This is a genomic window from Chrysiogenia bacterium, from assembly GCA_020434085.1.
Classification (GTDB): domain Bacteria; phylum JAGRBM01; class JAGRBM01; order JAGRBM01; family JAGRBM01; genus JAGRBM01.
The window spans coordinates 1-15,390 of sequence record JAGRBM010000238.1; the positions used below are offsets into that span (position 1 = coordinate 1).

At 63.7% G+C, this 15,390-nt stretch carries 16 protein-coding genes; 7 read left to right on the top strand and 9 right to left on the bottom strand.

The window, feature by feature from the left end; all coding sequences use genetic code 11:
* Positions 1-18 precede the first annotated feature (18 nt).
* From purQ to KDH09_07855, 6 genes are all read right to left on the bottom strand, one after another.
* Positions 19-714 (bottom strand): phosphoribosylformylglycinamidine synthase subunit PurQ, encoded by a 696-nt coding sequence (purQ, locus tag KDH09_07830; GenBank protein MCB0219586.1) that lies wholly within the window; start codon positions 712-714, stop codon positions 19-21.
* Positions 715-812: 98 nt separating this feature from the next.
* Positions 813-1,055, bottom strand: a complete 243-nt coding sequence (gene purS / locus KDH09_07835) for a phosphoribosylformylglycinamidine synthase subunit PurS (GenBank protein ID MCB0219587.1) — start codon at positions 1,053-1,055, stop codon at positions 813-815.
* 36 nt (positions 1,056-1,091) lie between these two features.
* The gene (locus KDH09_07840) at positions 1,092-1,913 is read right to left on the bottom strand and encodes a phosphoribosylaminoimidazolesuccinocarboxamide synthase (GenBank protein ID MCB0219588.1); all 822 of its coding nucleotides are present in this window, start codon (positions 1,911-1,913) and stop codon (positions 1,092-1,094) included.
* 29 nt (positions 1,914-1,942) lie between these two features.
* The gene (locus KDH09_07845) at positions 1,943-3,289 is read right to left on the bottom strand and encodes an adenylosuccinate lyase (protein ID MCB0219589.1); all 1,347 of its coding nucleotides are present in this window, start codon (positions 3,287-3,289) and stop codon (positions 1,943-1,945) included.
* 12 nt (positions 3,290-3,301) lie between these two features.
* Entirely contained in the window at positions 3,302-4,138 is an 837-nt protein-coding gene (locus KDH09_07850; protein ID MCB0219590.1) for an MBL fold metallo-hydrolase, read from the bottom strand.
* A gap of 73 nt (positions 4,139-4,211) precedes the next feature.
* Positions 4,212-5,189 carry an endonuclease/exonuclease/phosphatase family protein gene (locus KDH09_07855; protein MCB0219591.1) on the bottom strand — a complete coding sequence of 326 codons (978 nt, stop codon included), beginning with the start codon at positions 5,187-5,189 and terminating at the stop codon, positions 4,212-4,214.
* Positions 5,190-5,303: 114 nt separating this feature from the next.
* On the opposite strand from KDH09_07855, the gene KDH09_07860 reads away from it, so the two are divergent.
* The 3 genes from KDH09_07860 to KDH09_07870 all read left to right on the top strand — a co-directional run bounded on the left by KDH09_07860 (position 5,304) and on the right by KDH09_07870 (position 8,967).
* On the top strand, positions 5,304-6,191 hold the full coding sequence (locus KDH09_07860) for a hypothetical protein (GenBank protein ID MCB0219592.1): 888 nt from the start codon (positions 5,304-5,306) through the stop codon (positions 6,189-6,191).
* A 157-nt stretch (positions 6,192-6,348) separates the two neighbouring features.
* The gene (locus tag KDH09_07865; protein ID MCB0219593.1) at positions 6,349-7,839 is read left to right on the top strand and encodes a hypothetical protein; all 1,491 of its coding nucleotides are present in this window, start codon (positions 6,349-6,351) and stop codon (positions 7,837-7,839) included.
* A 411-nt stretch (positions 7,840-8,250) separates the two neighbouring features.
* Positions 8,251-8,967, top strand: a complete 717-nt coding sequence (locus KDH09_07870; protein MCB0219594.1) for a hypothetical protein — start codon at positions 8,251-8,253, stop codon at positions 8,965-8,967.
* 57 nt (positions 8,968-9,024) lie between these two features.
* Here KDH09_07870 and KDH09_07875 read toward each other — a convergent pair whose 3' ends face one another.
* Entirely contained in the window at positions 9,025-9,702 is a 678-nt protein-coding gene (locus KDH09_07875) for a glutathione S-transferase N-terminal domain-containing protein (GenBank protein MCB0219595.1), read from the bottom strand.
* Positions 9,703-9,917: 215 nt separating this feature from the next.
* Entirely contained in the window at positions 9,918-10,265 is a 348-nt protein-coding gene (locus tag KDH09_07880; protein MCB0219596.1) for an endonuclease domain-containing protein, read from the bottom strand.
* Positions 10,266-10,405: 140 nt separating this feature from the next.
* On the opposite strand from KDH09_07880, the gene KDH09_07885 reads away from it, so the two are divergent.
* The 4 genes from KDH09_07885 (at position 10,406) to KDH09_07900 (ending at position 15,026) form a co-directional block, all read left to right on the top strand.
* Positions 10,406-11,287, top strand: coding sequence for a YicC family protein (locus KDH09_07885; protein ID MCB0219597.1), 882 nt, complete (start codon positions 10,406-10,408; stop codon positions 11,285-11,287).
* A gap of 308 nt (positions 11,288-11,595) precedes the next feature.
* Positions 11,596-12,189: a guanylate kinase gene (gmk, locus tag KDH09_07890; GenBank protein ID MCB0219598.1), complete on the top strand. Its 594-nt coding sequence runs from the start codon at positions 11,596-11,598 to the stop codon at positions 12,187-12,189.
* A 255-nt stretch (positions 12,190-12,444) separates the two neighbouring features.
* Entirely contained in the window at positions 12,445-14,631 is a 2,187-nt protein-coding gene (locus KDH09_07895) for a bifunctional (p)ppGpp synthetase/guanosine-3',5'-bis(diphosphate) 3'-pyrophosphohydrolase (GenBank protein MCB0219599.1), read from the top strand.
* 17 nt (positions 14,632-14,648) lie between these two features.
* Positions 14,649-15,026, top strand: a complete 378-nt coding sequence (locus tag KDH09_07900; GenBank protein MCB0219600.1) for a RidA family protein — start codon at positions 14,649-14,651, stop codon at positions 15,024-15,026.
* A gap of 64 nt (positions 15,027-15,090) precedes the next feature.
* Here KDH09_07900 and KDH09_07905 read toward each other — a convergent pair.
* Positions 15,091-15,390 (bottom strand): DUF4282 domain-containing protein (locus tag KDH09_07905; GenBank protein MCB0219601.1); only part of this gene is annotated, 300 nt, incomplete at its 5' end.

Genomic DNA, 15,390 nt, shown 5'->3' on the forward strand with positions numbered 1-15,390 from the left:
CAATCGGTGGGGGAAGCGTTACAAGGACTTTGCTTTGTTCAGCACCGACTCAAAGATCTTCCTTGCGTCGGCGCTCTCGGTCTGCGTCTCGGTGGCGTGCTCGGCGTGGGGCATCATGCCGAAGACGTTGCGGCCGGCATTGCAGACGCCCGCAATGTTCTCGAGCGAGCCGTTGGGGTTGTGGCGCTCGTCGACTTCGCCTTTGGGTCCGCAGTAGCGCACCATCACCTGCCCCTCGCCGTTGATGCGGGCCAGGGTTTCCTGATCGGCGTAGTAACAGCCATCGCCGTGCTTGATGGGCACGCGGATGACGTCGCCTTCCTTGCAGGTGGAGAAGAACGGATTGTCGGTGTTCTCGACCCGCAGGTGCCAGGGAGCGCAGACGAACTTGAGGTCGCGGTTGCGAACCAGCACGCCCGGCAGCAGCCCCGTCTCGCAGAGGATCTGAAAGCCGTTGCAGATGCCGATTACCAGCCCGCCGCGCTCGGCGTGGCGAACCACCTCGTTCATCACGGGCGAGAACTTGGCCATCGCGCCCGTGCGCAGGTAATCGCCGTAGGAAAAACCACCCGGCAGAAACACCACGTCGGCGCCGCGCAGGTCGGTATCCTTGTGCCAGATAAGCTCGCCATCGCAGCCGAGCACATCGCGCGCCACGTGCAGCGCGTCGCGGTCGTCATTGGAGCCGGGGAACTGGATGATGCCGAATTTCATATTCCCAAATCGTTTCTGTTGCCCGTAGGGGCGGGGTCTACCCGCCCGCATTTCCCGTCGGCGTCTTGGTCAAAGAGGGCGAGTAGACCCCGCCCCTGCTACTCTTCGATTTCAAATCGGTAGTCCTCGACAATCAGGTTCGCCAGGAGCTTCTCGCACATTTCCTTGACGCGGATCTCGGCCTCGCCGGGGGTGAGGCCCTTGAGCTCGATGGTCAGGTACTTGCCCATGTGGACTTCGCCGGCCTCTTTGTAACCGAGCGAGTGGAGCGATCCCTCAATGGCCTTGCCCTGGGGATCGAGGACGCCCTGGCGGGGAGTGATATAGATCTTTGCCTTCACGAGTTGTCCTTTGCGTGGCTCCCTGCGGGGCCTCTTTTACTTGGCGCCCAGCACGGCCTTGTGCACGCGGGCGTAGGCCTGCTCCACGTTGCCCAGGTCGCGGCGGAAACGGTCCTTGTCGAGCTTCTCGCCCGTCTTGGCATCCCACAGGCGGCAGCCATCGGGAGTGATCTCGTCGGCCAGGTAAATCTTGTTGCCGACGCGGCCGTATTCGAGCTTGTAGTCCACCAGCGTGATGCCGAGCTTCTTGAACATCTTGATGAGGATCTGGTTGATCTTCAGCGCGGACTCGTGGAGGTAGAGCATTTCCTTCTGCGTGGCCCAGCCCATGCCGACGGCCATGTCGCGGCCGATGAACGGGTCGCCCTGCGGGTCGCTCTTGTAGCAGAACTCCACGACCGGGCGCTTGAGCACGAAGCCCTCGTCGATGCCCAGGCGCTTGGCGGCGCTGCCGGCGACGATGTTGCGGACAATCACTTCCACCGGGATGATGTCGACCTTGCGCACGAGCTGCTCGCGATCGGAAAGGCGGCGAATGTAGTGCGTCGCAATGCCGAGCTTTTCGAGGCGCTCCATGATCGCGGCCGAGATTTCGTTGTTGAACATTCCCTTGTCGAGAATGGTGCCCTTCTTGGCGGCGTTGAACGCGGTGGCGTCATCCTTGAAGTAGCAGATGAGCGCCTTGGGATCGCTGGATGCATAGAGCGTCTTGCTCTTGCCCTCGTAGAGCTTCTTGCCGCGCTTGGGCGCCTTCGGCGTTTTCTTTGTGGCAGCCTTCTTTTTTGCAGGCTTCTTCGCAGCGGGCTTCTTCACGGACTTCTTCGGGGCTTTCTTCGTGGTCTTCTTGCGGGTGGCCATGAGAATTTTTGCTCCTGTGTGTTCTGGTTTTAGCCAAATACGCGCTGAAAAATCGTCTCGACGTGCTTGGTGTGATAGCTCTCGTCGAAGCAGTCACGGATTTCCTGTTCGCTGAGGTTCCCGGTCACGTCCTTGTCATCGAGCAACTGATCGATGAGCTGGCCGCGGCTCTCCCAGGCGGCCATGGCGCAGCGCTGAACGATGGCGTAGCTCTTCTCGCGGGAGAGGCCGCCCTTGGTGAGCGCCAGCAGCACGCGCTGGGAATTGTGCAGCCCGCCCGAGCTGTCGAGGTTCTCCTGCATGCGTTCGGGGTAGACGGTCAGCTTGTCCATCATGCCCGTGAGCCGTCCGAGGGCGAAGTCGCAGGTGACGGTGGCATCGGGAGCGATCACGCGCTCGACCGAGCTGTGGGAGATGTCGCGCTCGTGCCAGAGCGCCACATTCTCGAGCGCGCTGTGGGAGTAGCCGCGCAGCAGGCGCGCAAGGCCCGTCAGGTTCTCGCTGAGCACGGGGTTGCGCTTGTGGGGCATGGCGGAGCTGCCCTTCTGCCCCTTGTGGAAGAATTCCTCGGCTTCGCGCACTTCGGTGCGCTGGAGGTGGCGGACTTCCACGGCAAGATTCTCGATGGATGCGCCGATGAGCGCGAGCACCTGGAAGAACTCGGCATGACGGTCGCGGGCGACGACCTGCGAGGAAACCGGATCGGGCTTGAGCCCCAGTTTCTGGCAGACGTATTCCTCGACGCTCGGGTCGATGTTGGCGAAGGTGCCCACCGCGCCCGAGACCTTGCCCGCGCCGATGCGGTCGTTCGCCCAGTAGAGGCGCTGGCGGTGGCGCTTGAATTCGCTGTAGTGGCGGGCCAGCACCAGGCCGAAGGTCGTCGGCTCGGCGTGGATGCCGTGGGAGCGACCGATCATCAGGGTGTTCTTGTGTTCGATGGCGCGGCGCTGGAGGACCTGCAACAGCTCGTCGAGGTCGTCGAGCAGAATCTCGCCGGCCTGGTGGAGCTGCTTGGCAAGGCAGGTGTCGAGCACGTCGGAGCTGGTCATTCCAAGGTGCAGGTAGCGCGCTTCGTCGCCGAGTTCTTCGGCAACCGCCGTGAGGAAGGCAATGACGTCGTGGCGCACTTCGCGTTCGATCTCGTCGGAACGCTCGACCACGCGGGCGGCGACGTGACGGGGCGAGCCGTTGCCGCGATGCTCGACGACCTTCTTCTCGTCGGCCGCCTTGCGCAGGCGCTCGCTCACGCCCGCGGGTACGACGCCGAGCTTTTCGTTGGCCTCGCAGGCCAGCAGCTCGATTTCGAGCCAGAGATAGAATTTATGACCCGGCTCCCAGATTTGGACCATCCGGGGGCGGCTGTAGCGTTCAATCACGTGGGACAGACCTTATAAAGAGAAGACCCCGCTGGGTCTGCGCTGTGCGCTCAGCGCTACTTTTACGTCTGCTCGGCCCGCTGCGTCAAGCGCTGCGCGGGTCTGCTGCAGGGCGAATTTGGGCGTGTTGTTGGTTTCCGAGAGATGGGCCAGCACGACCTGCTGGAGGGCGTCTCCGCTGGCTGCCAGCTCGGCGACGAGCTGCGCGCAGGCCCGGTTGGACAGGTGCCCGTAATCGCCCGCCACCCGGCGCTTGAGGAACTCGGGGTAGGGGCCCTTGGCGAGCATGTCCTCATCGTGGTTGGACTCGATGCTCAGCAGCTCCACGCCGCCCAGAATTTCCACGAAGTCGGCAGGCACGTGGCCCAGGTCAGTCAGGTGGGCAGCCCGTCGTCCCTGGTACTCGAAGAGAAATCCGCAGGTCCCGGCCGCGTCGTGGGGCACGGGGATGGGGGTGATCTCCAGCTCGCCGATCTCGAGGATCTCGCCGTCGGCAAAGACCTTGGGTTCGCGCCCGGTCTGGTTGCGCAGCTTGAAGCCCGTGCGATGGCAGACCAGGTCGCTGGCATGGACCTGCAGCTCGAGCGCGCCGGCAAGGCGCGGCACGCCGGCGATGTGGTCGCCGTGGTCGTGGGAGAGAAGAATCGCATCAAGGCGCGCCGGATCGGCGCCGACGCTTTGAGCGCGGCCGCGGACCATCTTCACCGAGATGCCGCAGTCGATCACCACGGCGGCATCGCCTGCCTGCACCCACACGCAGTTGCCTTTGGAGCCCGATGCCAGCAGACACAGGCTCAGCGGCCCACCGGGGGCGGAGAATTCCGCGCTTTCGTGTACCTGTGACTCCACGGCTGCTCCCTATCACGGCGCGCCCACACCCGGCAAAGAGCCTGCCACGTGGTTGTGACGGGGCGTGACACGCTCAGTTCTTTCGCCAGCGGAGCTCCACGTAGACCGGGCTGTGGTCGGAGCCAAGGCTCGGCCCCACCTCGCGGTGGGTGGTCACCAGATCGGGGGAATGGAGCACGTGGTCGATGGGGATGCGCATCAGCCCGCAGGTATCGCACCAGGTGGGCTGGATGCCGAAGCCCCGTTGGGAGTTTTCGAGCCTGCCGACTTCCAGCAACCGCGCGAAGGCCTCCGACCAGGGCGTCGCATTGAGGTCCCCGGCGACGATCACGGGGACACTCTCGCGGCCCGCCCACTCGGCGACTTCCCGCAGGTATTCACTGCGCGCGCGGGCATTGATGGTACTGGTGGGCGGTGTCGGATGTGCGGCCATGAGCGCAACCTCCCGGCCCTGCCAGACAAAGCGCACGTCGGCCGCGGGAATGTTCCAGTGGGTGAAGTGCTGGATCGATGCGCGGGCCCCCGGAATCGCGGAGAGCACGGCGAGATCAAAGGTGTCGTTGCGCTCGGTGTGCGCGACGAGCTCATAGCCCGGCGCTTCGAGGTGGTCCTGCCACGCGCTCCGGCGGGTCTCCAGCAGGACGACGATATCGGGCCGGCGTTTCTGAATCTGTTCAAGGATCGCGGCGATATTTTCCTGCGAATTTCCCGCGAAGACGTTGAACGCGAAGACCCGCAGCGGCGGTTCGCTCATGTCGCTTGCCGCGCCGGGGCCAATCCAAAGCGGGACCAGCAGCGCGGCATTGACCCCGGTGAGAACTGCCGCGCCCGCGAGCCAGCGCCAATGGCGCAGCAGTGCGAGGCCGGCAGCAAGAAGAAGCCCGACGGCCGCATACTGGGCGCGGAAATGGGCGAAGAGATCGAGAAACCAGTGTATTCGCCCCAGAAACCCCAGCAGCGTGGCCAGCGCCAGCCAGATGAGCGACGCGGCCAGCAGCAGTGACGCAGCCCTGCGCGCGGGACTCGGGGGATTTTCGGAATCGTGCTGCATTGCACCTGCAGAGTAACCAGTTGCGGTTCAATCGCCATCAACCCTTCCGCCATCGGCCGGGGTCTACTAGGCTGAGGCTCGCGTTGGACGCCGCAGCTTTATAGGGGAAATGTCTTGAATCGGGTGCACCGAATTCTGCTCGCCATGGGAATGCTCGCTGTTCTGGTTTCGACCGGGGCGTGCCGTCGTCTGCCGGTGCGGCTGGTTGCGGCCGATCAGAGCGCGGGTCCGGCCGAGCGGCTGGCTTCCTTCCGGGAGGGCGGCGACGGCATCCTCGTGCTGGCGGGCAGGGGGCTCTCCGACCCGCTGCCTCCCGACTCGGAACTGGCGCTTCGCGCCGCTGCCGAGGCGGGCTTCGACGGTGTGTGGATTGAGGTCCAGCGCTCGGCCGACGGCGAGCCCGTGGTCTATGGCGCCAGCCAGCTCGAAGAGCTGACCGAGGGCGAGGGACCCGTGGAGGCCCTTGCGCTGGCCGAGCTGGAGACGCTGACCCTCAAGGGGCCCGAAGATCTCCCTGCGTCCCGTCTGCTGCCGCTGGAGCGCGCTCTGGGGCTCTTTGCCGAGCGCCTGATCGTCTGGGTCTACGTCCCCTCCACCGGGCACAAAGCAGCCGAGCTGGCCGTGCGGGTGGGCGAGCTGATCGAACAGAGCAACCTCTCGGGCACGGTGGTCCTGGAGACCGATTCGCCGGTGATCGCCGCCGGAATGAAGAAGGTTCAGCCAGATCTCGCCCTCGCGGTGCGCGGGGACGGCTCGCGCAAGTTCGAGAAGCTCATGGCCGATTCCCTCGGCGCTTCGCCCTGGCCGGTCACCCTGAGCCTCAGTGCCGCTGAGCTGGGCCATGCGGGCGGCTGGCGGCGCCAGTACCGCTCCCTGGCCGTCTGGGGCCTCTCCAGCGAGGAAGACCACTACCGGGCCATCTCGGTCGGGGCCAATGCGCTGCTCAGCGACGCGCCGGTGGCCGGGCTCAGCCTGGTGCGCGGCGGTCGCAGGCGCCCCTGATTTCTCCCCCCGTCCTGTCAGATAAATTCGTTCCGACCGCAACTGACCGGTTGAGCGGGCGAGTCCCCCCGTGGTAGAGTCCCGGACCTCAATCGATTCAAAACAGCTTGCGCGCCGGGGTCCGAAGAGGGAGCCGCGCAACAGGGAGCGTTTGCCCATGTGTTTTCGCGATATCTTGATTCGTGTCCTCTCGGTGGCCTTGCTGGCCTCCGCCCTTGCCACGGCGCCGGCCACGCGCGCAAGCGCCTTCGACCGTCCCCATGATCCGGTGATCCTCTCGGGCGATACGCTCAAGGCGCTCTACGGCCGGAAGATTCCCAGCCTGCGCCTGATGGCGGTCAGGGACGGGAAGCTCGTCACCATCCCCTTCCAGGTCGACAAGCGCGATCCCGACAACGAGTACATGACCCCCGGGGCGAAGATTCCCCAGGACATCATCGATGCCACGGACTTCGACGCCCGCAGCGAGGCGGAAAAGCGCGCCGAGCGCATCGAGGATTTCGAGGACGACCTGAGCGACTTCGAGAAAGCCGTGAAGAAGGGCAAGCTGGCCCAGAGTGAGCTCGAGGAGAAGCGCAAGGCCGCCTACTGGGTCGAGAAGATCGATGAGCTCGACTACAACGACGAGCTCGCCTTCATGGGCCGCGACGCGGGCGATGCGTTGCCGGTCTCCAAGTGGCCGGTCAAGGACGGCATCGAGCTGATCCTGGAAGACCCGATCAAGAAAGAAACCGCCTACGTCTACCTGTTCAACTTCGCCGCCAATGCCCCGGCGCTCAGCGAAGCGGACTACGTGCGCTACGAGGCCAAGAAGGACCGCACCGAGTCCGACAAGGCCATTGTTGATTTCGTCGACGACAAGCCGATGATCATCGAAGAGATTTATGGCAAGAAGGCCGACGGTTCGCTCATGGAGAACTTCGTCGACCGCTTCAAGCTGCGCATCCACATGCGTGTGAAACCCTTCTTCTGCGCGGGCCTGGACTTCAACGAGAACAATACCAAGTCCTTTACCGTGGGCTACATCGACGGCCCGGTGCGCGTCATTCGCCGCAACATCTTCTGGATCACCATCGCCGGCATCAAGCTGCCCGGCATTCCCAAGGCGACGATCTATTACATCTTCTATGAGCACGGCATGGTGGGTCCGACGAAGATCAACAACCCCATTGACCCGAGCCTGGTGCTCTGCGACGGCAGTTATTTCCGCGCGGGCATGGACCTGCGCAAGGTGGCGCACGGCACGCACCTGTATACCGAGGACAATCCCGACGGGCTGACCATCGATGGAAAGCTCACCAAGCACGAAGAAGGGCTAATCCGTCGCGACCAGGCCTGGCTGGGCGCCTACCAGCCCGACCGGCGCTTCGGCTTCGTAGCGCGCATGACCTACGACGAGATCCTGCGCGAGAAGGGGGCCACCATGGACCTCTACTTCCGCGAAGATCCCACCGAGGAAGACGAGCCCGAGAGCGAACCGGGCACCCTGTTCGTGGGGTATGAGATGGACATGAAGCGCTTCCCCAAGGGCGAGTTCAACCTGGCCTTCTACATCTACCTGGGCCCGAACATGGAGAGCGGGGACGAGCGCAGATTCCTGGAGATCCTCGATCACCCGATCAAGGTGAAAGCGAACTCGCTGCAATAAGAGTTTTGGCCGCAGAGGGCACAGAGCTCACGGAGGTCAGAAATTTGACCGCGGATGAACGCAGATCAACGCGGATTCAGAGCAAGGCAGAACCAAAACAGGATGCACAGGATGAGCAGGCTTTAGAGATTGATCCTGCCAATCCTGTGCATCCTGTTTAATTTTACCCCTTTCTTCTGTCTTGATCAGCGTCTATCCGCGTTCATCCGCGGTCGATTTTTCCTTATTTCCGGCTCCGTGATCTCTGTGTCCTCTGTGGCGAAATCCTAATTTTCGGTATTTATTCGGTAAACATGATCTGTTAGAACTGCTGTTTCTAGGCAAAATTCGGCGCCAAATCGTGTGACATGAAATGACACACCTGCAGCATATCATTTCCTCAGTCCCCAAGGGGACGAAGGAGACGATCCCATGGCCGCAGCAGCTACCCAGATTCAGGCAAACGAAACCGGCGCCCTGCGCCTGCTTTGTGCGAAGGAAGAGGGCACGGGCGCGGCCGGCGCCGCGCAGGTGAAAGCCCGCGCCGGGGCCGAGGGAACGCGCCGCTTCGTGGTGGTGCTCGCCGCATCGGGCGCGCTGCGCAGCGCGCTTCGCCGCGAGCTGCCGCGTCCGGTGGGCAAGAACCGCGTGCTCGTCGATACGGCACCGCGCCGCAAGGGCGATGTCGACCTGGCACGTCTTGCCGAGCGCTCCTGGTTCTACCGCCGCCTGGGTGCCACGCACCTGGTGATCGAGGCAGAACCCGCCCGCGGCGTCGAAATCCGCGAATACCTGACCCAGCTTCTGAGCGCCTTCGGTCCGCTCGTCACCGACGAGGCGCTGCAGATCGACGTGGTGCTGCCCGCGCGCGCCGCCGCCGTGGTACACAACGAGTGGATGCTTTCCTTCCTGTGCGAGGAAGCCATCCAGCGCGCGCGCCGCGAGTTCGATTGCAGCCGCGTCCAGATCGAGGGTCGCGTGCAGGTGAAACAGAATGAGGGCTTCTCGCTGAGTGCTGAGGGCGCACAAAGCGAGAGTGAACTGGCGAGTGCCCGGTTGCCGCTGCGCGTGGCAACCGGGCAGGCCGCCGCTGCCCGCAGCGCGCACCTGCCCGCCGGCGAGAGCGTCTCGCAGCTCGGGCTGCTCTAGGAGATATTCTTCGCTCCCTGCTCCCCCTTCGGGGGAGCGGGGATGGAAAAAAGATTCTTAGACCAGCATCTTCCTTGCCCCGTCGACGAATTCCTTCTCGCTCTTTGAATCCGTGACCCGGATGCGTTCGGGAATCTTGAGGCCCTGCTGCACGGCGGGGCGCCCGCCGATGAGCTTGATCCAGCGCTGGACGTGATCGAGTCCCTCGATGCTCACGCCCGACCAGGGGTAGGTGGCGACCCAGGGATAGGTGGCGATGTCGGCAATCGAATACTCCGCGCCGCCCAGATACTCGGCCTCCGCAAGGCGAGCGTCGAGTACCTCGAACAGGCGGCGGCTCTCGTTCTGGTAGCGCTCGATGGCGAAGGGAATCTTCTCGGGCGCGTAGCGGAAGAACACATTGGCCTGTCCCATCATCGGGCCGATGCCGCCCATCTGGAACATGAGCCACTGCATCACGACCGAGCGGCCCTTCGCGTCGGCGGGCAGGAGCTTGCCGGTTTTCTCCGCGAGATAAACCAGGATTGCGCCGGACTCGAAGACGGCGAAGCCGTCCTCGTCTCGGTCGACGATGGCCGGGATGCGCCCGTTGGGATTGATCCTGAGGAAGGCGGGCTCTTTTTGTTCGAGCTTGGCCAGGTTGATCGGGTGAACTTCGTAGGGGAGCGCCAGCTCCTCCAGGGCAATCGAGGCCTTGTGTCCGTTGGGCGTAGCGGCAGTGTAGAGATCGATCATCGCGTAACTCCTTGCGGCTGACTGTCTACCGATGCCGGGCAAGCCCCAAACGGTGCAGCAAGCTGTCCCTGCTCCCCCTTTGGGGGAGCTGTTCGACGCAGCGTCAGCGGAGGCGAACTGAGGGGGTCGCTCAGGCGGTGATCAGGTGTTTTTCTTAATCTTGATCGTGCTGTCTTTGGTGCCCCCTCAGGCCGGTTACGCGCCGGGTAGAGCCACTACACCTCTTCAAGTGCCCGAAAGATTTCCTCGGCCACGACCTGTAGCCGCCGATCGATATCGAGATTCCAGAATCGAAGCACCCGGATTCCCTCGGCCTGCAATGTTTGTGACCGATCCGAATCTCGCTCGCCGTGTTCGGGAAACGAATGCTGGCTACTGTCAAGTTCGACGGCGAGGCGGCGTTCGCAGCAGTAGAAATCCAGGATGTAGGGCCCGACGGGGTGCTGGCGACGGAAACGGAACCCGCCAAGACGGCGTCCTCGAAGGTATTGCCAGAGCTTGCGTTCCTGCGGGGTTGGGTGATGGCGCAGCTCGCGCGCCTTGTCGCGTGTGATCTTATCCATGGAAGTTCCCCCCTTGCTGGGGAAACGAAGCAAGCAGCGTGCCGTTGCCGGCACCCCCCTTCCGCCCTTCGGGCACCTTCCCCCGTTGGGGGAAGAGGGACGTTTTCCTACGTCCCGAATTTCAGCTACACCTTCCTCCCATGTCACCCATTCGCAGCATGACGGGATTTGGCCGGGCGCAGGGGCAGATCGGCCGGGCGGAGTTCAACGTCGAGATCAAGAGCGTCAACTCGCGCTATCTCGATCTGAAGCTTCGCGTGCCGTCCTCGCTGGCGGCGCTCGAGCAGTCGCTTCACAACCACATCAAGTCCCACATCGACCGCGGCCGGGTGGAGTGCTCGATCTCCGAGAGCACCTACGGCGAGGTCTCCAACGCCATCGACGTGAACTGGCCGGTGGCGCGCCGCTACATGGAACTCTTTGAAGCGATGAAGAGCGAGCTCAGCGTGGGCGGCGAGGTGAACCTCAGCCTGCTTGCGCGCCAGAAGGACATCTTTGTTTCCCCGGAGCCGCCCGACCCCAAGGAGCTGCTCGATCCGCTGAAAAAGCTCATCGACGAGGCCCTGGCCGAGCTGACCACCGCGCGCGAGCGCGAGGGCGCCGACCTGGTTGCCGACGTGCTCGAGCGCTGCAAGGCCATCGAGGGGTGTCTTGGAGAGGTGCGCGAGGCGCGGCCCGAGACGGTGGAAAAACTGCGCGAGAAACTCCGCGCGCGCCTTGCCGAATTGAAGGAAAAACCCGACCTCGACGAGCAGCGCTTCGCCCAGGAAGTCGCCTACCTGGCCGACAAGGCCGACATCACCGAAGAGATCGTGCGGCTGGAGAGTCACATCGCCAAGTTCCGCGAGCTCATCGAATCGGGCGGCACCGTGGGTCGCAAGCTCGACTTCCTCGTCCAGGAATTCAACCGCGAGGCCAATACCATTGCATCCAAGGCCTCCAACACCGCCGCCCAGCACGTCGCCGTCGAGATGAAGAGCGAAATCGAACGCATCCGCGAGCAGATCCAGAATATTGAGTAGAGATCGTAATCCATCCCCGCTCCCCCGCGCCGGGGGAGCTGCGCGGGCGCGCGCAGCGCGACCGGGCTGAGGGGGTTGTGGGGGCGGCGCAGATAATCTGCTTGCTGGTGCCGGCACCCCCTCAGTCGAGCTTCACTCGACAGCTCCCCCGGCGCGGGGGAGCAGGGAATGTTTGCTTGCGCATTTGGAACGGGCTACGAAACCCCGACCCCAGGCGGAGCTGACCCGTGGCCGTAAAAAAGAAAAAGAAAGCTGCGAAGACATCGAAGAAACCTGCGGGAGGCGTGCGCGCCGCGGCCAACGCGGTCGTGCGCGAGGCCGTCAAGCGAAAGCGCCGTCCGGGACGGGTCTTCGTCGTGGCCGGTCCCTCCGGCGTGGGCAAGACCACGCTGTGCAAGAAGGCGCTCGAAGCCCTGCAGGGCCGGCTGCACTGGAGCATCTCGCACACCACGCGCCCCCAGCGCGAGGGCGAGGTCGACGCTCGTGACTACCACTTTGTGAGCGCCGAGAAATTCGAGCGCATGGTGGGGCGCGACGAGTTCATCGAACACGCCACCGTCCACGACAACTACTACGGCACCTCGCGAAAAGAGCTGCGCCGGATCCACAAGAGCGGCGGCGACGCCCTGGTGGAGATCGACGTGCAGGGCGCGCTCCAGATTATCGAGACCTTTCCCGAGGCGGTGATGATCTTCATTCTGCCGCCCACGCTCAAAGCCCTCGAACAACGCCTGCGCGGGCGCGGCACCGACAGCCCCGCCGTCATCCGAAAGCGCCTCCAGAACGCCTACGGCGAAATCGCCGAGGCCCCGGCCTTCCGCTACCAGATCGTCAATGAGGACCTCGACCACGCCCTGGCGGACCTCATCGGGGTCGTGCATGCCGAGGCGTGCCGGGTCTGAGCGGAGGTTTCTCTTCGGCAGAGACTTGTAGGGGCGGGGTTTACCCGCCCTTTTTGTTGCAGGGCGGGTAAACCCCGCCCCTACAACCTGCAGATTCAGCGGGAGCGCAAGCGGAGAACATTCCATCCCCCATTGCCAAAACCCCCGAAAATTCTTAGATTTTAGGGTGAAGGGTGGTTTTTCAGCTTCCTCCCCGGGAGGGGGGACGGAGCGCAGCGGCGGGCCTGTGTGCGCACAGGCCCCAATTGGTGGTGAATGCTCCGCTTTAACGACATCTCAGAGCGGGTCCAGGCCTACAATCCCAAGGCCGACCTGCTGAGCCTGCAGAAGGCCTACGTCTTCAGCGCCAAGGTCCACTCGGGCCAGAAACGGCGCTCGGGAGAGGCGTACCTCATCCATCCGGTGGAGGTCGCCGGCATTCTCACGCAGCTCCGGCTCGACGTCCCAAGCGTGGCGACGGGGCTCCTGCACGACACGGTCGAAGACACGCTCGCCACCCTCGAAGAAATCGAAGGGCTCTTCGGCAAGGAGATCCGCGACCTCGTCGACGCCGTCACCAAGCTCTCCCAGGTCGAATACAAGAACAAGGAAGAGCGGCAGGCCGAAAACTTCCGCAAGATGCTGCTGGCCACCAGCAAGGATCTGCGCGTCATTTTGATCAAGCTCGCCGATCGCCTGCACAACATGCGCACCCTCGAGCACCTGCCCGAGGAAAAGCAGCAGCGCATCGCCGAAGAAACCCTCGCCATCTATGCGCCCATCGCCAATCGCCTGGGCATTCAGTGGGTGAAGACCGAGCTCGAAGACCTGTGCTTCAAGGTGCTTCAGCCCGACGCCTTTGCCGAGCTCGAATCCGAAGTCACCATGCGCCAGAGGGAGCGCCAGGGAATCGTGGACGAACTCTGCGACACCGTGCGCGCGCAGCTCTCGAACCAGGCCATCTCCTGCACGGTCTACGGACGCGCCAAGCACTTCTATTCCATCTACCGGAAGATGCAGGAGAAGAACCTGACCTTCGACGAGATCTACGACTCGGTCGCCTTCCGCGTGATCGTGCCGAGCGTGCGCGCCTGCTACGAAACCCTGGGGCACATCCACAGTTTGTGGAAGCCGATTCCCGGCAAGGTGAAGGACTACATCGCGCTGCCCAAGGCCAACATGTACCAGTCGTTGCACACCGCGGTGATCGGTCCCTACGGCCAGGCCATGGAGTTCCAGATCCGCACGCCCGAGATGCACGACGTGGCCGAGTACGGCATTGCGGCCCACTGGAAGTACAAGGAAGGCAAGATCGACGGCAGCGTCGCCGGAGAGGACTCTCCCTACAGCGCGCTTCGCCAGATCTTCGCCGACCAGAACGAAGTCACCGACCCCGACGAATACATGGAGTCGCTGCGCATCGATTTCTTCCCCGATGAGGTCTACGTCTTCACCCCGCAGGGCGACGTGCGCGTGTTGCCCAAGGGCGCGACGCCCATCGACTTCGCCTACGCCATCCACAGCGAAGTGGGCAACACCTGCATCGGCGCCAAGGTGAACGGCAAGATCGTGCAGCTCCAGCACGAGCTGGAGACCGGCGACATCGTCGCCATCACGACGCGCAACACCCAAACACCCAGCCGCGACTGGCTCAAGTGGGTCAAGACCAGCAAGGCGCGCGGGCGCATCCGCGAATACATTCGCCACACCGAACGCGAGCGCAGCGTGGTGCTCGGCAGGGAGATCCTCGAGAAGGAACTCAGCCGCCAGGGCCTGCAGTACGAGCGCCTGCGCAAACAGGGCCAGCTCGAGCGCGTGGCCAAGGAACTCGACTACCGCGACGTGGAGAAACTGCTCATCGCCGTTTCCTACGGCACCGCGCCGCTCAGCAAGATCGTCGACATCCTGCTGCCGCCAGAAAAGCGCCGCGCCCCGCGCGAGGAGCGCCCGCAGCCGGTCGAGGCGCTGCAGAAGTTCATCCAGCGTGTCAGCGGCAACGGCAGCACCGGCGTTCGCGTCAAGGGCGGTGAAGGCGACGTGATGATCCGCTTCGCGCGCTGCTGCAATCCGCTTCCCGGCGACAAGATCATCGGCTTCATCACCCGCGGGCGCGGCATCTCGGTCCATCGCACCGACTGCCAGCACGTCCACGAAATGATTCCCGAGCGCAAGATCTCCGTGGAGTGGGACAAGGAATCGCGCGCCGCGCGCCCGGTCACCGTCGAAGTAGTCTGCGCCGACAAGCCCGGCCTGCTGGCCAGCATGACCAAATCGATTACCACCGAGGACGCGAACATCTCGCGCGTGGAGCTTCAGACCACCATCGATGAAAAGGCGGTCGGCACCTTCGAGATCGCCGTGCGCGATGCCGATCATTTGAAGCGAATCATCAAGGCGCTGCAGCGCATCAAGGGCATCTACAGCGTCCACCGCGTGGACACCAACCGCCAGGCACATCTCTAGGCGAGGAAGAGCAACCCATGGACGTCATCTCCACCCCCAACGCGCCGCGCGCCATCGGTCCCTACAGCCAGGCCATCCGGGCCGGCGACTACCTGTTCTGCTCCGGGCAGATTGCCTTGAGCCCCGACAACGGCGAACTCGTCGGCAGCGACGCGGCCGAGCAGACAAAGCAGGTCATGGAGAACCTGCGCGGCGTTGTCGAAGCCGCCGGCGGCGATCTCTCGAAAGTGGTGAAGACCACAATTTATCTTACCGACATGAACGCCTTCCCCCAGGTCAACGATGTCTATGGCGGGTACTTCTCCGAAAACCCGCCCGCCCGCGCCACCGTCGGTGTCGCCTCGCTCCCCAAGGGCGCGTTGGTCGAGATCGAGGCCGTGGTGTTCCTGGGGTAGGGGACAACAAGCCAAACAAAAACGGCGCCCATCGGGCGCCGTTTTTCGTGGAACGGAAGAAATCTTACATGCGGTTGTCGAGCTCTTTTTCCTTGGCGGCCTTTTCCTCGGCGCTGACCTGCTTCTTGTAGTCGCGCTCGAGGATGCGCTCGGACTCCGAGGTGTTGTCGGCGATGCGGAAGAGCACGATGACCGTCTCCAGGGCAACGCGCGCCATGATCACGTAGATCAAAAAGAGGATCGGCCAGAGAATCAGGCCGCTCACTCCCGCGAGGAAGCTGAACTGGAAGCCCGCGATGGCGGGGAAGAGGCCGAAGCCCGCGGCCCCCAGAATGGCCAGCGCGTAAAGAACGCGGATGATCCG